The following is a 19,544-nucleotide window of genomic DNA, read 5'->3' as shown; positions in this document are numbered from 1 at the left end:
GGGCGGCGGCGGGCCGACCTTGGCGCTCGCGTCCCCGCCGTCGGAGCCTGCCCATGTCAGCCACCGCGCTTGTTCTCATCGACCTGCAGAACGATTATTTCCCCGGCGGGCGCTACCCGCTGGACGGTACCGAAGCCGCCGCCGCCCGGGCCGGCGAACTGCTCGCCCTCGCGCGCGAGACCGGCGCCGGCGTGGTGCATGTCCGCCATGAGATGAGCGGCGCCGACGCCCCCTTTTTTGAACGCGGCACGCCGGGCGCGGAGATTCACGCCAGCCTCGCGCCGCAGGAGGGCGAGCCTGTGGTGGTGAAGGAGGAGGTCAACGCCTTCCTGCGCACCGATCTCGACAGCCTGCTGCGTGGCAAGGGCGTGGCGCGGCTGGTGATTGTCGGGGCGATGAGCCATATGTGCGTCGATGCGGCCAGCCGTGCGGCGCTCGATCTCGGCTATGAGGTGATCCTCGCCCATGACGCCACCGCGACGCGGCCGCTGTCGTTCAACGGCACAGAGGTGCCTTCCCAGGCGGTGCAGGCGGCGATGATGGCAGCACTGGAATTCGCCGGCGCGACGGTAGTGCCGGCTGCGGAGGCCGCCGCCGCGCTGCGGGACTGATCCCGGCCCCACGAAAAAGCCGCCGCGGGGGGAGACGCGGCGGCTTTTCCATCTCGGCGCGCGACGGTCAGAGGCGGCCGGTAAGCATCATCACGATCAGGATCACCAGCAGGATGGTGACGAGACCGCTGGGGCCATAGCCCCAATTGCGGCTGTAACCCCAGCTCGGCAGGGCGCCAATAAGAATCAGGATAAGAATAACGATAAGAATGGTTGTCATCGTCGAGTCTCCAGCCGTCCCGTTACATCAGTCGCCGGGATAATGCCGCTCATCGACGATGGTTCCATTGAACCATTACCTATTTCCTGCCCTCCCCACACGCGCGGCGGGGCGAAAGGGCCTCAGCGCGCCAGCGGCGCGGTGGCGGCGTCGAGCCAGAGCCGCGTCGGCGCGTCGACCAGCGGGCCGATCTCGTCCCTCACCCGCGCATGATAGGCGTCGAGCCAGGCGGTCTCTTCCGCGGTGAGCAGAGCCGGTGCGATGCCGCGCCGGTCGAACGGGGCGAGGGTGAGCGTCTCGAAACCGAGCAATGTGCGCTCCGCCCCCTCGACCATCGGCCCGTCGACCACGATTTCGAGGTTTTCCAGCCGGATGCCATAGGCGCCGACCTTGTAATAACCGGGCTCGTTGGAGAGCACCATGCCGCGCACCAGCGGCACGGTGCCGAGCTTGGAAATGCGCGCCGGCCCTTCATGCACCGAGAGATAGGCGCCGACGCCATGACCGGTGCCGTGGTCGAAATCGAGCCCTGCCGCCCATAAATGCTGGCGGGCGAAGCTGTCGAGCTGCGCGCCCGATGTGCCGAGCGGGAACACGGCGCGGGAGATGGCGATATGGCCCTTCAGCACCCGGGTGAAGCGGTCGCGCATCTCGGCGCTCGCGGTGCCGACGACGAGGGTGCGGGTCACATCGGTGGTGCCGTCCTCATATTGCGCGCCGGAATCGATGAGGAACAACTCATCCGGGCGGATCGGCCGGTTGGTCGCCTCGCTGACACGGTAATGCACGATGGCGCCGTTCGGTCCGGCGCCGGATATGCTGGGGAAGGAAATGTCCTTGAGCGCGCCCGTCTCGCGGCGGAAGCGCTCCAGCGCACAGACCGCGTCGATCTCGCTCAGCGATCCCTTGGCGGCTTCCGCGTCGAACCAGGCGAGGAAGCGGGCAAGCGCGGCGCCGTCGCGGCGATGTGCGGCGCGCATCCCCGCCAGTTCCGCCGCGTTCTTGGCCGCCTGCATCAGCGCGACCGGGCTGACCCCGTTGGAGACCGTGCCGCCGGCGGCCTCGATCCGCGCCGCCAGCAGCGCCGGGGCGGTGGCCTGGTCAAGCCGCAGCGTGGCGCCGCCGGTGGCAGCCAGTGCCACCGCGTCTTCCAGCCGCGCCGGCTCGGCGATTTCGGTGACCGGGGCGAGCGCGTCGCGCGTGGCGTTGGAGAGCTTGCGGGCGTCGACGAACAGCGTCGGCCGGCCGCTGCGCGGCACCAGTGCCCAGGACAGCGGCAGCGGGGTGAAGTTCACGTCGCCGCCGCGAATGTTGAAGGTCCAGGCCACCGAATGCGGATCGGAAATCACCAGCGCGTCGAGCTTCTGCTCGGCCAGCGCCGCCTGCACGCGGGCGATCTTGTCCGAGGCGTTCTCCCCCGCCAGCGCCGGATCGCGCAGCGTGACCGGGGCGAGCGGTGGTGCCGGGCGGTCCGGCCACACCGCGTCCACCGGGTTGCCATCCACCGCCACCAGCACCCCGCCGGCGCGGGTGGCGGCGCGGCGCAGCTTCTGCTCGCCGTCCACCGTGGTGAGCCAGGGGTCATAGCCGAGATGCGCGCCGGCCGGCAGGTGGGTTTCCAGCCAACGCTCGGGCGTGGTCTCGGCCAGCGGCACCACGGCGAAGGAGGCGGTGTCGACCTGCGCGGCCGCCTGCAGGGTGTAGCGCCCGTCGACCACGATGGCCGCTTCCTCCCGCAGCACCAGCGCCACGCCGGCTGAGCCGGTGAAGCCGGTGAGCCAGGCGAGTCGTTCGTCGCAGGGCGGCACATATTCGTTCTGGTGGGCGTCGGCGCGGGGAATGATGAAGCCGTCGAGTCCCCGCCGTTCCAGTTCCTCCCGCAGCAGCTTCAGGCGGGCGGTGCCGAGCGCGGGGGCCGCGGAATCGGCGAAGGTCTGGAACTTGGCGTCGAACATGGGGAGGGCCTTGGGTCGGGGCTGCGCGGGCGGATTCTACCGTCCGATCAGACCATGCCCGGCGCGCCGAGACCAGCGCCGTTCACGCGCAAAGGCTTGTCCGGGACAAGAGGAGAAACGCCATGGCCCCTGCCGATGGCGGGCACCCTCAAGCGAGCGCGGCGGCGATGGAGTCGGAGATGATTTCCAGCCCCCGGTCGATTTCCGCCTCGCTCACTGTCAGCGCCGGGGCGATGCGGAACACCCCGCCCATCCCGGGCAGCTTGACGATGTTCATGCTGAGGCCGCGCGTCATGGCCTCTTCCATGATCCTTGCGCCCAGTTCGAAGCCGGGATCCTTGGTGCCGCGATCGCGCACGACTTCCAGCCCGAGCAGAAGCCCCCGCCCGCGCACATCGCCGACACAGTCATAGCGCTGCTGCAGGCTCAGCAGCCCGTCCTTGAGCCGCCGGCCGCGGTCGATCGCCTGTTGCATCAGCCCGTCGCGCGCCACCACGTCGAGCACGGTCACGCCCACCGCCGCCGGCAGCGGGTCGGAGACATGGGTGGTGTAGAACAGATAGCCCTTCTCATGTGCCTTCTGCTCGATCTCCGCCGTGGTCATGACAGCGGCGAGCGGCAGGCCGGCGCCGAGCGTCTTCGACAGCGTCATGATGTCGGGCGTCACGCCGTCGCGCTGGAAGGCGAACATGTCGCCGGTGCGGGCAATGCCGGTCTGCGCCTCGTCGAGGATCAGCAGCATGCCGCGCTCCTCGCATTTGCGCTTCAGCGCCCCGAGGTAGCCCGGCGGCAGTTCGAGAATGCCGCCGCTGGAGAGGATCGGCTCGGCGATGAAGGCAGCGAGCGCCCCGGTGGACTGGCGGTCGATCAACTCGAACGCATCGTCGAGTTCCGCCTGCCAGTCATTCGAGCCGTCGGGGCGGGTGAAGCGGGGGCGGTAGGCATTGGGCGCGGGAATGACGAAGGAGCCCGGTATCGCCGGCCCATAGCCACGCCGCCCGGCGCTGTAGGTGGCCGCCGCCGCGCCGCCGGTCATGCCGTGCCAGCTTTGGGCGAAGGCCACCACCTCATGCCCGCCGGTGACGAGCTTGGCCATGCGCAGCGCCGCCTCGTTGGACTCGGCGCCCGTCGTGAGCAACTGGACGCGCTCCAGCCCCGGCGCCAGCGCGGCGAGGCGCGCGGCGAGGTCGACCACCGGGCGGGAGAGCATGCCGGAGAACAGATGCGCGACACGGCCCATCTGTCGTTCCACCGTCGCCACGATATCGGGGTGGGTATGGCCGAGCACCGCGCTCATCTGGCCGGAGGTGAAGTCGAGAATGCCACGCCCGTCGGCATCATAGACATAGCTGCCTTCCGCCCGCTCGATGATGACGGACTCGAAGCTCGGCCCATAGCGGGTGAGATGGGTGGTGGCGGCGGCCCAGAAGGCCGGATCGTCGTTCAGCGACCCCATAGGCAGCGTCTCGGCATTCGACGACATGGCTGTTCCCCGCAGCAGTGGATACAGAAGAGCTAAAGGGCCTCGCCCATTCAGGCAAACTGATATTGCTTCATTCCGTTATCGGTGAAATTGATGGCGGCATGGCCGGTTTTCCTGATCTCGATCTCGCTTTGCTGCGCAGCTTTACCGTCGTGGCGCGCACCGGCTCGATCAGTGGCGCCTGCCTGCAGATCGGTCGCACGCAATCCGCGCTCAGCATGCAGATGCACCGGCTCGAGGACGCGCTCGGCCAGCCGCTGCTGCACCGCAGCGGGTCGGGCGTGCGCCTCACCCTGGCGGGCGAGAAGCTGCTTGTGCATGCCGATGCCCTGCTGGCGCGGCATGATGAAATCCTCGCCGATATGCGCGGCACGGGCCTGCGCGGCTCGGTGAGCTTCGGCTGCCCGGAGGATTATTCGGCGGCCTTCCTGCCCGAGCTTCTGCGCGGCTTCTGCGCGCTCTATCCGGATGTTGAGCTGCGCATGGTCTGTGCGCCGACGCTGGAACTGCGTCCGCTGCTGCACCGGCGGCAGATCGAGATGGCGCTGGTCTCCGTGCCTGATCCCCGGGGCAGCGGGGTGATCCGGCCGGAGGAGTTCGTCTGGGTTGCGGATGATCCCGCTCCGGCCCTGCTTGACCAGGCCAGCCTGCCGCTGGCGCTTTCCGCGCCGCTGACGCTCGATCATCGCGCCGCCTGTGCGGCGATGGAGGCGGTGGGCCGGCGCTACCGCGTGGCCTTCGCCAGCAACAGCCTCGCGGGGTTGATCGCCATCGCCCGGTCCGGCCATGCGCTGGCGGTGCTGACCCGCATGGCGGTGCCGCCCGATCTTCACATCCTCACCGAGGGGGTGCCGGCGCTGCCCAGCATCGGTATCGCGCTGGACTTTGCCGATCCGCGCCCCTCGCTGGCAGCGCGGGCGCTGGGCGCGCATATCAGCGCCGAACTGCCCTTGTTGGCCTATCGCGCCAGCTGAAAAGCCTCCGATTCGCCCCGCCCTCGCCAAACGGGCATGCCGATGCCATTTTGTTCCGCCAAGAATCATTCATCATGACTGTGAGCAGGCCGTTGGCCGACCCCCGAAACACCCCGGACGGTGACCCCTCCGATTTCCCCTTTGATCTGCCGGCGGCTTCTCCGCGTCCCGGCGGCATCGCCGCGCGCGCGGCGGCGCTGGCGCGGCCTGACGGCGCCGGGCACGTGCGCGGCGTCTATCTCGACGGGCTCAATCCCGAGCAGCGGGCGGCGGTGGAGGCGACCGAGGGCCCCGTGCTGGTGCTCGCCGGCGCCGGCACCGGCAAGACACGGGTGCTCACCACCCGCATCGCCCATATCCTTTCGCTCGGCCGCGCCTGGCCCTCGCAGATCCTTGCCGTCACCTTCACCAATAAGGCGGCGCGGGAGATGAAGGAGCGCATCGGCGCCATGGTCGGCGAGGAGGTGGAGGGCATGCCCTGGCTCGGCACCTTCCACTCCATCGGCGTGCGGATGCTGCGCCGCCATGCCGAACTGGTGGGTCTTCGCTCCGGCTTCACCATTCTCGACACCGACGACCAGATCCGGCTGCTCAAGCAATTGCTGCAGGCCGAGGGCATCGACGAGAAGCGCTGGCCGGCGCGGCTGCTGGCCAGCATCATCGACGGCTGGAAGAATCGCGGCCTTGGCCCGCAGCAGGTGCCGGCGGGCGAGGGCGCGGCCTTCGCCAACGGCCGGGGCGGGGCCTTCTACGCCGCCTATCAGGCGCGGCTGAAGGCGCTCAACGCGGTCGATTTCGGCGACCTGCTGCTGGAGAGCATCCGCCTGCTGCGCGAGAATCCGGACGTGCTGGCGGAATATCACCGCCGCTTCCGCTACATTCTCGTCGACGAATATCAGGACACCAATGTCGCGCAGTATCTCTGGCTGCGCCTGTTGGCGGCGGGTTCGCGCAATGTTTGCTGCGTCGGCGACGACGACCAGTCGATCTATGGCTGGCGCGGGGCGGAGGTGGACAACATTCTGCGCTTCGAGGCCGATTTCCCTGGGGCTACCGTGGTGCGGCTGGAGCGCAACTACCGCTCCACCGGCCATATCCTCGGGGCGGCAGCCCACCTCATCGCGCACAATGCCGGGCGGCTCGGCAAGACGCTGTTCTCCGAAGGCGACAGCGGCGAGAAGGTGACGGTGACGGGTGCCTGGGACAGCCAGGAAGAGGCCCGCGCCATCGGCGAGGACATCGAACAACTGCAGCGCCAGGGCCATGCGCTGACCCAGATCGCTATTCTGGTGCGCGCCTCGTTCCAGATGCGCGAGTTCGAAGAGCGTTTCGTCACGCTGGGTTTGAACTACCGTGTCATCGGCGGCCCACGCTTCTATGAGCGGGCGGAAATCCGCGACGCGCTAGCTTATCTTCGCGTCATCGCCTCGCCGACCGACGACCTCGCCTTTGAGCGCATCGTCAATGTGCCCAAGCGCGGTCTGGGCGACGCGGCGCTGCGGCAGATCCACGATCACGCCCGCGCCGCGCAGCTTCCGCTCATCGAGGCGGCGCGCGAACTCGCGGCCAGCGAGGAACTGAAGCCCAAGGTGCGGCTCACCTTGCGCGATCTCGTCGCTTCCTTCGACCGCTGGCGGGCGCAGATGACGAGCCTGCCGCAGAACGAGCTGGCGGAAATCGTGCTGGACGAGAGCGGCTACACCGAGATGTGGCAGAAGGACCGCTCCGCCGACGCGCAGGGCCGGCTCGACAACCTGAAGGAACTCGTGCGCTCGATGGAGCAGTTCGAGAACCTCATCGGCTTCCTTGAGCACATTTCTCTCGTGATGGATGTCGAAGGCGCCGCCGGCGGCGATGCGGTCAACATCATGACGCTGCATTCGGCCAAGGGGCTGGAATTCGACACGGTGTTTCTTCCCGGCTGGGAGGAGGGCGTGTTCCCCAATCAGCGCGCGCTGGACGAGCAGGGCCGCGCGGGGCTGGAGGAAGAGCGCCGCCTCGCCTATGTCGGCCTCACCCGCGCGCGACGCCGCGCCAAGGTATTCTTCGCCTCCAACCGGCGCATTCACGGCATGTGGCAGTCGGCGGTGCCGAGCCGCTTCCTCGACGAATTGTCGGAGAAGGACGTGGAGGTGACGGAATCGCGCGGCGGGCAGGGCTGGGGCGGCGGTCAGTCCGGCCGCTATGGCTATGGCCCCAGCCGCTTCGACGAGGCGCAGACCTTCGGCTCCTCCTATTCGACGCCCGGCTGGCAGCGAGCGCAGAACGCGGCCCGGACCGGCAGCAGCGGCGGGTTTTCCGGCGGCGGTTTCACCGACAACCGCCCCTCGCGTTTCGCCGCCAGCGAGAAGGCGCGCATGGGCGGGCGCGTCATCGAGGGCGAGCTTATCGCCAAATCGACCGGCCCGGCCTCCCGCTTCGCCATTGGCGACCGGGTGTTCCACCAGAAGTTCGGCTATGGCGAGGTCGCCTCGGTGGAAGGCAACAAGCTCACCGTGCAGTTCGACAAGGCCGGCGAGAAAAAGGTGGTCGACAGCTTCGTTGAAGCGGCGTGAGGAGCGGGCGCTGGCGTTCGGCCGCTTCCTCGCTTACAGACGCGCAGCACAGTTCAGCCCGCGCCCGTGAGGACCGACATGCTCGAAGGATTGCCGCCCAATGGCGCCTCGCACGTGATGCGGGTCGACGCGCCCGAGCATGAGGCGCGCGCCATCGCCGAATATCTCGGCGAAAGCTTCGACCCGGCCGAGGTGGCCGCGGCGGCTTTCGAGGTCGAGAACCGCGCCGAAGGCTCGGGCTGGGCGGTGGAGGTCTATTTCGGCGAGGAGCCGGATGAAGAGATGGTGCGCGAACTCATCGCGCTGGTCTCGCCGGCGGCGGCCGAAGCGGCAGTCTTCTCGCTGCTCGACAAGAAGGACTGGGTGGCGGCGTCCCTGGAAGGGCTGGCGCCGGTCGCCATTGGCCGCTTCATCGTCCATGGCTCGCATGATCGCGGCCGGCTCACCGCCAACCGCATCGGCATCGAGATCGAAGCCGCGCTTGCCTTCGGCACCGGCCATCACGGCACCACCAAGGGCTGCCTCGCCGCCATCGACGCCTTCGGCAAACAGCGTCGCCCGGCGCGCACGCTCGATGTCGGCACCGGCACCGGCGTGCTGGCCATGGCGGCGGCGCGGCTGTTCCATGCGCCGGCGCTGGCCAGCGATATCGACAAGGTGGCGGTGACGACGGCGCGGGCAAATGCGGTGGCGAACCGCGCCGCGCCCCATATCCAGTTTCTGCATGCGCCGGGGCTCGGCGCGGGTGCCTTCCGCCGGCACGGGCCTTACGACCTGATACTGGCCAATATCCTGCTGCCGCCGCTGAAGGCCATCGCCCGGCCGCTCAGCCGGCTGCTGGCGCCGGGCGGCACGGTGGTGCTGTCGGGATTGCTGCCCTCGCACGCCAATGCGGCGCTGGCTGCCTATCGCGCGCAGGGGCTGCGGCTCAAGCGCCGCCGTACCATCGAGGGCTGGACGACGCTGGAACTGACCGCCGATCGCGGGCGCAACGTCACCCCCGCCCGCCAATGGTGAGGCGGCACGGCGAGGAGTTCAGCTCAGCCGGATCGGCATGTTGACCGGCCGGCCGAGATATTCGGGAACCGGCAGGGCGCCGTGGGCGGCCTTCATCAGCGCCAGCCGCTCCAGCACCTCGTCGGGAAAAGGCACCACACGGCGGGTGCCGGCCTCGACATGCTGGGCGATCTGTTCATAGGTCGCGGCAATCCAGCCTTCGCGGGCGTGATGCAGCTCCTGGAACAGGTGCATGCGGTTGTCATCATAGTTGATAAGGCGCAGCGTCGCCCGCACCTCCTGGCCCGCGCGCAGCTCGCTCTGGAACCGCTGGTGCGCCTCCATGGTCACGAAGGAAGCGCGCCGGCTTTCCACGAGGTGCGGACCGAGCCCGACCAGAAACACCGCCTCGTCGACCGCGCGGTCGAACAGCAGGCTGTAGAAGGCTGCGTGCAAATGCCCGTTGTGATCGGCCCAGCCGGCATCGACCGTCATAACGGACGACACGAAGGGCGCGAAGAACACGGGTTCGAAATCGATCCCGTCCAGCATGACACCATCCCGACCCTGCGCGCGAGGTACCGCGCTGCCTTATTGACAAGCATTGTGCCGACTTTCCATGCAGTCGTCACCTGCCGTGATGGCAATTGAATGACTGAATTCTTGCGGCGGCGGGGTTTCGTGGTGCTTTTTGCGGGGCAGCACGCGGCGGCCCCGGTCGCGGGCCGGGCGGATAGGGTGTATGCGGTAGTCGAACCGCCGGCCCCGGCGCCGCGCGGAACGTAAAAGAATGCCTCGGGAGGGCAGGATGGAAACCAGCATCGCGGAGCGTCCTGCAGGACAGGGAGCCGCCCCGGTGGCCGAGGTGATTGCGGCTCTGGCGCCCCATTTCGGAGAGCGGCTGGCGACCGGCCGGGCGATCCGCGAACAGCACGCCAACACGGTTACCTGGCTCGCCAATGAGGCGCCTGATGCGGTCGTGTTCGTCGAGAGCACCGAGGAAGTACAGCAGGTGGTGCGCGCCTGTGCCCGCCATGGCGTCCCGGTCATCGCCTTCGGCACCGGCTCATCGCTGGAAGGGCAGATCAATGCGCCGCAGGGCGGCATCTCCATCGACCTGTCGCGCATGAACCGGGTGCTGTCGGTCCACCCCGAGGATCTCGACTGCGTGGTCGAGCCGGGGGTGACGCGCAAGCAGCTCAACGAGCATCTGCGCGATGCCGGCCTGTTCTTCCCCATTGATCCCGGCGCCGATGCGTCGCTCGGCGGCATGGCGTCCACGCGCGCCTCCGGCACCAATGCGGTGCGCTACGGCACGATGAAGGACAATGTCATCGCGCTGACCGCCGTGCTCGCCAATGGCGAGGTAATCACCACCGCGCGGCGGGCGAAGAAGTCCTCCGCCGGCTATGATCTCACCCGCCTGTTCGTCGGCGCGGAGGGCACGCTCGGCATCATCACCAGCCTGACGCTGCGGCTCGCCGGCATTCCCGAGGCGATTTCGGGCGGGGTCTGCGCTTTCCCCACCATTCGTGCCGCGTGCGATGCAGTCATCCTCACTGTCCAGACTGGCGTTCCCATCGCACGCATCGAACTGCTCGACGAGGTGCAGGTCAGGGCCTGTAACGCCTATTCCAGGCTCGACCTCGCGGAGCAGCCGACGCTGTTCGTGGAGTTCCACGGCACGGAGGCGAGTGTTCACGAGCAAAGCCAACGGTTTAGCGAGATCGCCGCGGAGTATGGCGGCAGCGGATTCCGCTGGACGACGCGGCCGGAGGAGCGCACGCGGCTGTGGCAGGCGCGGCATGATGCCTATTGGGCCTGCCTGCCGCTCAAACCCGGCGCAAAAGCCCTCGCTACCGATGTCTGCGTGCCCCTCTCCCGCCTCGCCGACTGCGTCGACGAGACGAAACGCGACATCGAGGAGATGGGCATGGTGGCGCCGATCGTCGGTCATGTCGGCGACGGCAATTTCCACACCGTCACGCTGGTCGATATGAACGACCCGCAAGATGTTGCGAAAGCAAAGGATTTTATCGCCCGCATGATCAAGCGCGCGCTCGCCATGGGCGGCACCGCTACGGGGGAGCATGGCGTCGGGCAGGGCAAGCGGGGCTATATGGAGGCCGAGCATGGCGGCGCGACGCTGGACGCGATGCGGGCGATCAAGCAGGCACTCGACCCGCAGAACATCATGAATCCGGGCAAGATCCTTCCCTGAGCGTCCGGGGAGGGCTGCCCGCATCAAAACGCGCCTTGCGCCCGAGGCCGGGAATGCGAAAAATATCAACAAACTAGCGTAGGGTGGTCAGGCATCCGCCGAGGGGGCGGGGCGCTGGGGCCGTAAGGCCGGAGGAATGCGTGCAGAACCTGCTGTTGACGATTGCTGGCGCGATCATCCTGGCCGTCGCCGCGGCCTTCGCAGCCCCATTGGTCGTTGACTGGTCGCAGTGGCGTTCAGTATTCGAGGCGCAGGCGGCTCGTACTCTTGGGGCGCCGGTGGTTATTCGTGGGCCGATCGACGCGCAGATTCTTCCCACGCCGCGCGTCATCTTGCGCGATGTATCCATTGGTCTCGACGAGGGCGGGACCTCGCTTTCGGCAGCAGAATTGTCGGGACGGCTTGATCTTGGTGCGTTGATGCGCGGCGACATTGTCGCGGACAAGGTCACGCTGCTGCGTCCGCGCGCCCGCTTAGTGATTGATAATTCAGGGAAAGTTTCGCTACCTACAGGTGCCGTCCGCCCGGTGGGGTTCAGTGTGGCGGAGATCGCCGTGGTCGGGGGCAGTTTCGAGCTGCTGGACCGGGCCAATGAGCGGGCTTTCAAGCTGGAATCGGTCGAGCTTTCCGGTTCGATCGGGGGGATGATGGGACCGGTGAGGCTGGAGGGGGAGGCCGATGCGGCCGGCATGCGCCGCCGGGTGCGCCTCACCCTCGCCGCCTTCGCCGCGGACGGCACCGCCAAGCTGCGGCTCGGCGCGCAGAATGTCGGCTCGCCGCTGAGCGTCGATGCGGATGGCGTTTTGAGCCTTGCCGGCGGCGCGCCGAGTTTTCGCGGCCGGGCGGCGCTGGTGCGCGCCGCACCCCCCGCCAGCGCCGCGGCGACACCCGGCGCCGGTGCCGACCTTCTCAAGGCGTGGAGCCTGTCGGCGAAGGTCGAGGCCACCCCGCAGGCGATTGCCGCCTCCGATCTCAGCCTGACGCTCGATGCCGCCGAGCGGCCGGTGGCGCTGTCCGGCACGGCTCACCTCGTGGGTGCCGGGCCCGGCAATGCCGTGTCGCGGCTCGACCTGACGCTGGCAGCGCGCCAGCTCGATCTCGGCGCGCTGACCGGCGGGGCGACGCCGCTGGCGGCCACCGATGCGCTGGCGCGCCTGCTGGTGCCGCTGGCCGATCTCGCCACCGTCGGGTCGCTCGATCTCTCAGCCGATACGGTGCTGCTCGCCGGCGCGGCGGCGCGCGAGGTCAAGGCCGGGCTCGACTGGTCGCCCGGCGGCTGGCGCGCCCGCACGCTGGAGGCACGGCTGCCCGGCGGGGCGCGGATTGCCCTCTCCGGCACGCTGCCGCGCGTCACCGGGACCAATGATCCCACTGCCGCCCTCTTCGGTGGCAGCGGCGTGCTGGAAGCGCAGGACCTGCCCGGTTTCGCGGCCTGGGCGGTGCCGCAGGCGAGCGCGCTGGTGGCGAGCCTGCCCGCCGGGGCGGCCCGCCTCGCCGGCGACCTCAGCGTCAGCGCCACCGGCTTCGCCCTCGACAAGCTCCAGCTTTCCGCCGGCGACAGCCGTTTCGCCGGCACCGCCGCCTATACGCTGCCGACAGCGAACGGGCGCGGGCGCGTCGACGCGGTGCTGACCACTTCCGATGTCGATGTCGACACGCTGCTGCCACCGATGCGGCGGCTGGTGGCGCTTGGGCTGGGGTCTACCGATCTCAATCTCAGCATCGGGGGTCGGCAGGTGCATCTGGCGGGCGCCAGCGCCCGCAGCCTCGACCTCATTCTCAAGGGCGGCGCCGACGGCCTCGCGGTCGAGCGCCTCGCCATTGAGGATTTCGCCGGCCTCAACCTCACCGGCGCCGGGCGGCTGGCCGCTTTCGGAGGCGACAGCGCCGGCGATGCGCGCTTCACCGCCACGCTTACCGGCCGGCGGGCCGACGGGCTGCCGGGGCTGGCGAACGCCTTTGGCCTGACCCGCCTCGAACCCTTCCTCGCCGCCGCGCAGGCGAACCTCGCCCCTGTCGATCTCACCCTCGCGCTGGTGTCGCAGGACGGGCGCACCCATGTCGATGCCGGCGGTCGGCTCGGCGGCCTGTCCGGCAGCGGCCAGGTAGGAATCGCCGCCGATGGCACGCTCAGCGGTCGCGTTGCGCTGGACGCGCAGGACGGCAGCGCAGTGCTTTCCGGCATTGGTGTGCCGGGCCTGCGGCCGGCGCTCGGCCCGGCCCGCTTCACGCTCGACCTCGGCGGGGAGGTCGCTGCCGCTCTGACCCTGGCCGGCACGACGCTGCGGGCGGAAGGCAAGGCGGCGCTTGACGCGGCCGGGCGGCTGGAGCCCGATCTGGCGCTGACGCTGGAGGGCACCGACCTCGCGGCGCTGCTGAAGAGCCTCCCGCCCCAGGCGGGGGCGATGCCGGCGCGCTTCGCCGGCACGCTCAGCCGCGAGGGCGAGGAATGGCGGATCGGCGCGCTCTCAGGCACGCTGGCCGGGCAGACGCTCGACGGCCGGCTGGCCTATACGCCCGGCGAGCCGGTGCGGGCTGAACTCGCCACCCCGCAAATGAGCCTCGCCCGGGCGCTGGGTGTGGTCGTCGGGGCCGCCGACACGACCGAGGGCGAGGGCTGGTCGCGCGCCGCTTTTGGCCCGGCAGCCAGCACATTCGCGGCCGATCTCACCTTGAAGGTGGCGCGGCTCGACCTTCCCGGCGGGCTGGTGCTGGGCGATGCCAAGGTGGCGGCGCGACTGGCCGACGCCCGGCTGGCGGTGGAAAGCGTGTCCGGCGACCTCGCCGGCGGAACCTTCTCGGGCAGGTTCAACCTCGCCCGCAGCGGCCCGGCGGTGCTGTTCGACGGCCGGCTGGCGCTGGGCAATGCCGACAGCAACGCGCTGTTCGCCGCGCTTGCCGTGACCCAGCCGAAGCTGCGCGGACGGGTGAGCGCGACGCTCGATGTCACCGCGCGCGGCAATTCGCCCTTCGCGCTGGCGAGTGCGCTGCAGGGGCTGGGGAGCCTCTCCATTGACGGGCTGGAAATCGACCAGAGCGACCCCAAGGCGCTGCAATATGTGATGCTGGCGACAGAACGCGGCGCGCCGCCGGACCAGCAGCGCCTGGCGCAACTGCTGAGCGACGGGCTGGCGCGCGCGCCGCTGAAGCTGGCGCGGGTGGAAAGCGCGGTGAGCGTGGTGGATGGCGTCGCCCGCACCAGCGCCGCGCGCCTGGCGCTGGGCGAGCAGCGCTTCGGGCTGAGTGGCGCGCTCGACATTCCCGCCCTGACCTTCGAGGCGACGCTGGAGATACAGGATGTCGCCAGCGCCGGCCTGCCGGCCGCGCCGGCGGCGGCCGTGCAGTGGCGCGGCCCGCTGACCGCCCCCGAGCGCCGCTTCGACCTGAACGCGCTCAGCACCGCGATCAACATGCGGGCGCTGGAGCGCGAGACCAAGCGGCTGGAGGCGGAATATGGCCGCACGCCGCTGACCGATGGCGGGCAGGCGACAGACCCGGCGCCGCTGCGGCGCCCCACGCCACAGGCCGCGCCGCGCGCCGGCGCGCCCGCCGTGGCGCCGCGCACGACGCAGACCCCCCGGGCGCCCGCCAGTGCCGCCCGGCCGGCGGCGCCGCAATCCTATTATGGCTACGGCGCCAATTCCGCCCCGCGCGAGCCGGCTCCGGGTAGCCCCGCGCCGCCATTGCTGCCGCCGGTCGACATTCCCAACGATCCGCTGCGCAACCCGATCCTGCTGCCGCCTCTCGCGCCGTGAGGCGGCTCAGCCCGTGACGAATTGCTCGGCCGCATAGCCCTGCAGGTAGAGCAGGGAGGTGAGGTCGCCATGGTCGATCCGCACCTGCGCCGCCGCTGCCACGGCCGGCTTGGCGTGATAGGCGACGCCGAGCCCGGCCTCGCCGATCATGGCGAGATCATTCGCGCCATCGCCTACCGCCAGCGTTTCGCTGGGGGACAGGCCGAGCGCCTCGCGAAATTCGACCAGAGAGGCGAGCTTGGCCTCGCGGCCGAGGATCGGTTCCTCCACCAGCCCGGCGAAACTCTCACCGTCCGACAGCAGCACATTGGCGCGATGGGCATCGAAGCCGATCATGTCAGCCACCCGCGCGGTGAACAGGGTGAAGCCGCCGGAGACGAGCAGCGTGCGGGCGCCATGCGCCTTCATGGTCCGCACCAGTTCGGTGCCGCCCGGGGTGAGGCGGATGCGCGCGGCGATGACCTCGTCGACGACCGCGAGCGGCAGGCCCTTCAGCAGCGCCACACGTTCGCGCAGCGCCGGCTCGAAGGCGATCTCGCCGCGCATGGCGCGCTCGGTGATGGCGGCGACATGGGCCTTCATGCCGGCAAAGTCGGCGAGCTCGTCAATGCATTCCTGCCCGATCATGGTCGAGTCCATATCGGCGAGGAACAGCCTCTTGCGCCGCCCTTCGGCCGGCAGCACCGCCACATCCACCGGTGCGCCGTCCACCGCCGCGCGCAGGGCCGCGATATCGGCGCCGCCCGCACAGGCGATTTCCGCCGCGATACCGGCGTTCAGCCAGCGCGTGGGGCCGGGCGCGGGCAGGGCCGCACGGGCGCGGGCCAGCAACGCCTTATCCACCGCCGGGGCGGCCGGGGAGGCGATGAAAACGGCGATATGCGAGGAGGATTCGGTCATGGCAGCGACTGGGACCTTGCCGGCGGGCCGGCGTCGGGCAAAAAGGCGGCATGGAAAGCGGAAAGAGCGAGGCGGGCGTGACCGCGAAAGCCGGACGCCCGCGCGCCGTGCTTATTGCAGGACCGACCGCGAGCGGCAAGTCGGCGCTGGCGCTCGCTCTGGCGGAGCGGGTGGGCGGGGTCGTCGTCAACGCCGATTCCATGCAGGTCTATCGCGACCTCCGGGTTCTGTCGGCCCGGCCGACGCCGGAGGAGGAGGCGCGCGTGCCGCACCGCCTTTACGGCCATGTCGACGCGGCCGCCGCCTATTCCGTCGCGCACTGGCTGGAGGAGGCGCGGGCGGCGCTGGGCGAGGCCGAGCGGGAGGGGCGGCTGCCGATCGTTACCGGCGGCACCGGGCTTTACTTCAAGGCGCTGACGCAGGGGCTGTCGCCGATTCCGCCCATTCCCGACGCGGTCCGCGCCCAGGTGCGCGGGCTCGATCTCGACGCGCCGGCGCTGCACGCCCGGCTGGCGGCGGTAGACCCGGAGACGGCGGCGCGGCTGCGCCCGTCCGACACGCAGCGGCTGATGCGGGCGCTGGAAGTATTCGAGGCGACGGGCCGACCGCTGGCACGCTGGCAGCAGGCGCCGGCCGAGCCGCCGGTGCTGGACGCGGACAGCGCCGTGCGCCTGTTCCTCGCCACCGACCGGACAGCGCTGCGCGCGCGCATCGCCGAGCGGTTCCACGCCATGATGGCGGAGGGTGCACTTGAGGAGGCGCGGGCACTGCTGGCGCGCGGCCTGCCGGCGGACCGGCCGCTGCTGAAGGCGCACGGCATGCCGTGGTTCGCGCGCTATTTTTCCGGCGAGATTACGCGCGAGATGGCGATCGAGGGGGCCATTCTCGACACGCGGCACTATGCCAAGCGGCAGGACACCTGGTTCCGCCACCAGCTTGGCGGCTGGACAGCGCTGCCCGGGGACGCCGCCGCCGCCTGGCTGGCCGAGGCGGTGCTCTGAGCCTCACGCCCGCGCCGGGCGCCGGGCGGGCAGCGGCCGCAGCCGCAGCACGATCTCGCTCAGCACCGCGACGCCGAGGCCGGCGCCGGCCACCCACCAACTCGGGCTGATGGCATAGGCAAAGGACAGGTTCGCCTGCAGCACCCGGACGGGGTCGATTCCGGTGGCGACCGCGTACCAGCCGGCTTCGATCAGCGCGGTGAGCACGCCCGAGGCGGCGGCGAGCGCCAGGAGGTTGAGAAAGCCGGTGCCGCGCCCATAGGCCTGAAGCACCCGCCAGCCCATCAGCCAGACGAACAGGCCGGTCATCAGCACCGGCTGGGTTACGTCGAGCTTCTGCTGCATGAAGAAATGCAGGAGAGCGAGGGCGGTCGCTGGATAGACCAACTGGTGCAGCCGGTTCCACCGCGCGGCGCCGAGCCGGCGGATCGCCCCGTCCCAGGAGGTGGCGGACAGCGCGGCGAAGGCGAGCACGGCGATGAAGCCGATGGTGAGATAGATGCGCAGCGCGATCTCGCTCGCCGCCGTGGCGAGGCTGCCGACATCGACGAGATAGACGGCAAGATGCACGCCGATGAGCGCGGCGGCGCCGAGGCCAAGGGTGCGGCGCGTCAGCAGCAGTTTCGGCCAGTTGAACAGGCGCCGCGCCGGGGTGACGGCGAGCGAGAGCAGCAGCAGCCGGATCGCCCAGTCGCCGACAAAATGGATGACCTGGATCAGCGGACGCGCACCCAGCGCCGCCTCGCCGCCCAGAGCGCCGCCAAGCCCCGGCCCGCCAAGCCCCGGCCCGCCAAGCCCCGGCCCGCCAAGCCCCGGCCCGCCAAGCCCTGGCCCGCCGCCGCTCAAACCGGCGCCCCCCAATCCGGCGCCACCTAGTCCGGTCGGCTCGGACGTGGCGAAGCCGCCGCTGAGGATCTGTGCCAGCAGCAGGCCAAAGGGCAGCAGCACAATCGCCAGCGCGCCGATCTTCTCGGGGCTGAAACGGCCGGTAGTCTCGCGCAGGAAGGCCATGAACAATCCGCTGGCTGGAGGATGGTCCTGCCTATACGCCGGCGGCAACGGCGAAATTTCAACGGCGCCGCGCACGATGACGTGAGGCAGGGGCCACCGACGCGGCGGCCGCAATCGCGAACCCGCCGCATCGCGGCGCCGGCCACCGCTCTTGCGGCTATTCCTCCTCGAAGATGCGCGTCACATGGCCCATCTTGCGGCCGGGGCGGGCTTCCGCCTTGCCGTAGAGGTGCAGATGCGCGCCCGGCTCGTCCAGCAGCGCCCGCCAGTCGTCCGCCTCGTCGCCGATGAGATTGGTCATCTCGACATGGCCCAGCCGCTCCACCGCGCCGAGCGGCCAGCCGGCAATGGCACGCACATGCTGCTCGAACTGGCTGGTGAGCGCCCCATTCAGCGTCCAGTGGCCGGAATTGTGCACGCGCGGGGCGATTTCGTTGACGATGACGCCCTGCGCCCCGTCCACCACCACGAGGAACATCTCCACCGCGAACACGCCGACATAGCCGAGCGCCTCGCCGATGCGCCGGGCAATCTCGCGCGCCACCGCGTCCACCGCCGGGGTGACGTTGGCCGGAACCGTCGAGCGGAACAGGATGTGATGGCGGTGCTCGTTCTCCGTCACCTCATAGGCCTTGAAGCGGCCATCCTCGGTGCGGGCGGCGACCACCGAGACCTCACGCTCGAACGGCACGAAGCCTTCGAGGATGGAGGGATGCCGGCCGACCGCCTTGAACGCCGCGGTGGCATCGTCGCCTTCGCGGATGATCACCTGCCCCTTGCCGTCATAGCCGAAGCGGCGGGTCTTCAGCACCGCCGGGCGGCCGATCTCGGCCAGAGCCGCTTCCAGCTCCGCCTCGTCCTGCACGGCGGCGAAGGGCGCCGTCTCGATGCCGAGGCGGGAGACGAAGGTCTTTTCCTCCAGCCGGTCCTGGGTGATGCCGAGCGCCCGCGCGCCGGGATGCACCGGCACATGGCGGGAGAGAAATTCGGCGGTGTAGACCGGCACGTTCTCGAATTCATAGGTGACGACATCGACCGCCTTGGCGAAGCGCTCCAGCGCGGCGAAATCGTCATAGGCGGCGCGGGTGTGAGTGCCCGCGACATCGAAGGCCGGGCTGCCTTCCTCGGGGGCATAAATATGCGCCTTCAGCCCCAGCGGGGCGGCGGCCAGCGCGATCATGCGGGCCAATTGCCCGCCGCCGAGAATGCCGATCGTGTCGCCGGGCGAGAGAATCTTCGGTTCCGCGCTCATTCCGGGCGCTCCGTCACGGCGGCGGTGCGGGCGGCGCGCCACTGCGCGAGCCGGGTCGCCAGCGCCTCGTCGGTGAGGGCGAGCACGGCGGCGGCGAGCAGAGCGGCATTGGTGGCGCCGGCCTTGCCGATGGCGAGCGTGCCGACCGGAATGCCCGCCGGCATCTGCACGATGGAATAGAGGCTGTCGACGCCCGACAGCGCCTTCGATTCCACCGGCACGCCGAACACCGGCAGCGTGGTGAGCGAGGCGACCATGCCCGGCAGATGCGCCGCACCGCCGGCGCCGGCGATGATGACCTTGGTGCCGGCCGCCTTCGCGGCCTTGGCAAAGGTGAACATGCGGTCCGGCGTGCGATGGGCCGAGACGATGCGGCAGTCATGGCCGACACCGAGCGCGTCCAGCGTCTCGGCGGCATGGCGCATGGTTTCCCAGTCCGACTGGCTGCCCATGATGATGGCGACGGGTCGATGGTCGGCGGCCGTTCCGGCCGTCAGGTCGCTCATTCTGCTGTCCGCCCCTTTCAGGAAAGGCGCGGATTATAGGAATCGCGGGCGCGGGAGCAAGGGAAGATGACGGTACGCGGCATCGTCTTAACCGGCCTGACCCA

General features: G+C 69.9%; 15 protein-coding genes. 7 read left to right on the top strand and 8 right to left on the bottom strand.

Annotated features, from left to right (window positions below; genetic code table 11):
• Nucleotides 1-53 precede the first annotated feature (53 nt).
• Complete coding sequence (locus tag AAC979_RS14890; RefSeq protein WP_371347649.1) at nucleotides 54-611, top strand: cysteine hydrolase family protein; 558 nt, start codon at nucleotides 54-56, stop codon at nucleotides 609-611.
• 67 nt (nucleotides 612-678) lie between these two features.
• Here the strand turns inward: AAC979_RS14890 and AAC979_RS14885 are convergent, their stop codons facing one another.
• The 3 genes from AAC979_RS14885 to AAC979_RS14875 form a co-directional block, all read right to left on the bottom strand.
• Complete coding sequence (locus AAC979_RS14885; RefSeq protein WP_244450564.1) at nucleotides 679-831, bottom strand: DUF3309 domain-containing protein; 153 nt, start codon at nucleotides 829-831, stop codon at nucleotides 679-681.
• A gap of 122 nt (nucleotides 832-953) precedes the next feature.
• Nucleotides 954-2,786: an aminopeptidase P family protein gene (locus AAC979_RS14880; protein WP_371347648.1), complete on the bottom strand. Its 1,833-nt coding sequence runs from the start codon at nucleotides 2,784-2,786 to the stop codon at nucleotides 954-956.
• A 148-nt stretch (nucleotides 2,787-2,934) separates the two neighbouring features.
• Nucleotides 2,935-4,269: an aspartate aminotransferase family protein gene (locus AAC979_RS14875; RefSeq protein WP_371347647.1), complete on the bottom strand. Its 1,335-nt coding sequence runs from the start codon at nucleotides 4,267-4,269 to the stop codon at nucleotides 2,935-2,937.
• 101 nt (nucleotides 4,270-4,370) lie between these two features.
• Between AAC979_RS14875 and AAC979_RS14870 the strand changes: the two genes are divergently transcribed.
• From AAC979_RS14870 to AAC979_RS14860, 3 genes are all read left to right on the top strand, one after another.
• On the top strand, nucleotides 4,371-5,243 hold the full coding sequence (locus AAC979_RS14870) for a LysR family transcriptional regulator (protein WP_371347646.1): 873 nt from the start codon (nucleotides 4,371-4,373) through the stop codon (nucleotides 5,241-5,243).
• 74 nt (nucleotides 5,244-5,317) lie between these two features.
• The gene (locus tag AAC979_RS14865; RefSeq protein WP_371347645.1) at nucleotides 5,318-7,798 is read left to right on the top strand and encodes an ATP-dependent helicase; all 2,481 of its coding nucleotides are present in this window, start codon (nucleotides 5,318-5,320) and stop codon (nucleotides 7,796-7,798) included.
• 78 nt (nucleotides 7,799-7,876) lie between these two features.
• Nucleotides 7,877-8,815 carry a 50S ribosomal protein L11 methyltransferase gene (locus AAC979_RS14860; RefSeq protein WP_371347644.1) on the top strand — a complete coding sequence of 313 codons (939 nt, stop codon included), beginning with the start codon at nucleotides 7,877-7,879 and terminating at the stop codon, nucleotides 8,813-8,815.
• Between the two features lie 18 nt (nucleotides 8,816-8,833).
• On the opposite strand, the gene AAC979_RS14855 is transcribed toward AAC979_RS14860, so the two are convergent.
• The gene (locus AAC979_RS14855; protein ID WP_371347643.1) at nucleotides 8,834-9,346 is read right to left on the bottom strand and encodes a thioesterase family protein; all 513 of its coding nucleotides are present in this window, start codon (nucleotides 9,344-9,346) and stop codon (nucleotides 8,834-8,836) included.
• A 256-nt stretch (nucleotides 9,347-9,602) separates the two neighbouring features.
• Between AAC979_RS14855 and AAC979_RS14850 the strand changes: the two genes are divergently transcribed.
• Both AAC979_RS14850 and AAC979_RS14845 read left to right on the top strand, forming a co-directional pair.
• The gene (locus AAC979_RS14850) at nucleotides 9,603-11,015 is read left to right on the top strand and encodes an FAD-binding oxidoreductase (protein WP_371347642.1); all 1,413 of its coding nucleotides are present in this window, start codon (nucleotides 9,603-9,605) and stop codon (nucleotides 11,013-11,015) included.
• An 83-nt stretch (nucleotides 11,016-11,098) separates the two neighbouring features.
• Nucleotides 11,099-14,770, top strand: a complete 3,672-nt coding sequence (locus tag AAC979_RS14845) for an AsmA family protein (RefSeq protein WP_371347641.1) — start codon at nucleotides 11,099-11,101, stop codon at nucleotides 14,768-14,770.
• Between the two features lie 6 nt (nucleotides 14,771-14,776).
• On the opposite strand, the gene serB is transcribed toward AAC979_RS14845, so the two are convergent.
• The gene (gene serB, locus AAC979_RS14840; protein ID WP_371347640.1) at nucleotides 14,777-15,670 is read right to left on the bottom strand and encodes a phosphoserine phosphatase SerB; all 894 of its coding nucleotides are present in this window, start codon (nucleotides 15,668-15,670) and stop codon (nucleotides 14,777-14,779) included.
• A gap of 50 nt (nucleotides 15,671-15,720) precedes the next feature.
• Between serB and miaA the strand changes: the two genes are divergently transcribed.
• On the top strand, nucleotides 15,721-16,671 hold the full coding sequence (miaA, locus tag AAC979_RS14835) for a tRNA (adenosine(37)-N6)-dimethylallyltransferase MiaA (protein WP_371347639.1): 951 nt from the start codon (nucleotides 15,721-15,723) through the stop codon (nucleotides 16,669-16,671).
• A 3-nt stretch (nucleotides 16,672-16,674) separates the two neighbouring features.
• Here the strand turns inward: miaA and AAC979_RS14830 are convergent, their stop codons facing one another.
• The 3 genes from AAC979_RS14830 to purE all read right to left on the bottom strand — a co-directional run bounded on the left by AAC979_RS14830 (nucleotide 16,675) and on the right by purE (nucleotide 19,440).
• Nucleotides 16,675-17,682, bottom strand: a complete 1,008-nt coding sequence (locus tag AAC979_RS14830) for a sulfite oxidase heme-binding subunit YedZ (protein WP_371347638.1) — start codon at nucleotides 17,680-17,682, stop codon at nucleotides 16,675-16,677.
• A gap of 157 nt (nucleotides 17,683-17,839) precedes the next feature.
• Nucleotides 17,840-18,934 carry a 5-(carboxyamino)imidazole ribonucleotide synthase gene (locus tag AAC979_RS14825; protein ID WP_371347637.1) on the bottom strand — a complete coding sequence of 365 codons (1,095 nt, stop codon included), beginning with the start codon at nucleotides 18,932-18,934 and terminating at the stop codon, nucleotides 17,840-17,842.
• Complete coding sequence (purE, locus tag AAC979_RS14820) at nucleotides 18,931-19,440, bottom strand: 5-(carboxyamino)imidazole ribonucleotide mutase (protein ID WP_371347636.1); 510 nt, start codon at nucleotides 19,438-19,440, stop codon at nucleotides 18,931-18,933. Before purE ends, AAC979_RS14825 begins: the two co-directional genes overlap by 4 nt.
• Nucleotides 19,441-19,544: the final 104 nt, after the last annotated feature.

Origin of the sequence: Ancylobacter sp. IITR112, assembly GCF_041415945.1 — a bacterium.
In the GTDB taxonomy this organism is placed as follows: domain Bacteria; phylum Pseudomonadota; class Alphaproteobacteria; order Rhizobiales; family Xanthobacteraceae; genus Ancylobacter.
The sequence above is the reverse complement of the archived record's forward strand: the minus strand, read 5'-3'. Positions and strand labels throughout refer to the sequence as shown.

Bases quoted from the DNA above. Each gene is read 5' to 3' on its own strand.
- AAC979_RS14890 (WP_371347649.1), top strand. From the start codon at position 54: ATGTCAGCCACCGCGCTTGTTCTCATCGACCTGCAGAACGATTATTTC.
- AAC979_RS14885 (WP_244450564.1), bottom strand. From the start codon at position 831: ATGACAACCATTCTTATCGTTATTCTTATCCTGATTCTTATTGGCGCC.
- AAC979_RS14880 (WP_371347648.1), bottom strand. From the start codon at position 2,786: ATGTTCGACGCCAAGTTCCAGACCTTCGCCGATTCCGCGGCCCCCGCG.
- AAC979_RS14875 (WP_371347647.1), bottom strand. From the start codon at position 4,269: ATGTCGTCGAATGCCGAGACGCTGCCTATGGGGTCGCTGAACGACGAT.
- AAC979_RS14870 (WP_371347646.1), top strand. From the start codon at position 4,371: ATGGCCGGTTTTCCTGATCTCGATCTCGCTTTGCTGCGCAGCTTTACC.
- AAC979_RS14865 (WP_371347645.1), top strand. From the start codon at position 5,318: ATGACTGTGAGCAGGCCGTTGGCCGACCCCCGAAACACCCCGGACGGT.
- AAC979_RS14860 (WP_371347644.1), top strand. From the start codon at position 7,877: ATGCTCGAAGGATTGCCGCCCAATGGCGCCTCGCACGTGATGCGGGTC.
- AAC979_RS14855 (WP_371347643.1), bottom strand. From the start codon at position 9,346: ATGCTGGACGGGATCGATTTCGAACCCGTGTTCTTCGCGCCCTTCGTG.
- AAC979_RS14850 (WP_371347642.1), top strand. From the start codon at position 9,603: ATGGAAACCAGCATCGCGGAGCGTCCTGCAGGACAGGGAGCCGCCCCG.
- serB (WP_371347640.1), bottom strand. From the start codon at position 15,670: ATGACCGAATCCTCCTCGCATATCGCCGTTTTCATCGCCTCCCCGGCC.
- miaA (WP_371347639.1), top strand. From the start codon at position 15,721: ATGGAAAGCGGAAAGAGCGAGGCGGGCGTGACCGCGAAAGCCGGACGC.
- AAC979_RS14830 (WP_371347638.1), bottom strand. From the start codon at position 17,682: ATGGCCTTCCTGCGCGAGACTACCGGCCGTTTCAGCCCCGAGAAGATC.
- AAC979_RS14825 (WP_371347637.1), bottom strand. From the start codon at position 18,934: ATGAGCGCGGAACCGAAGATTCTCTCGCCCGGCGACACGATCGGCATT.
- purE (WP_371347636.1), bottom strand. From the start codon at position 19,440: ATGAGCGACCTGACGGCCGGAACGGCCGCCGACCATCGACCCGTCGCC.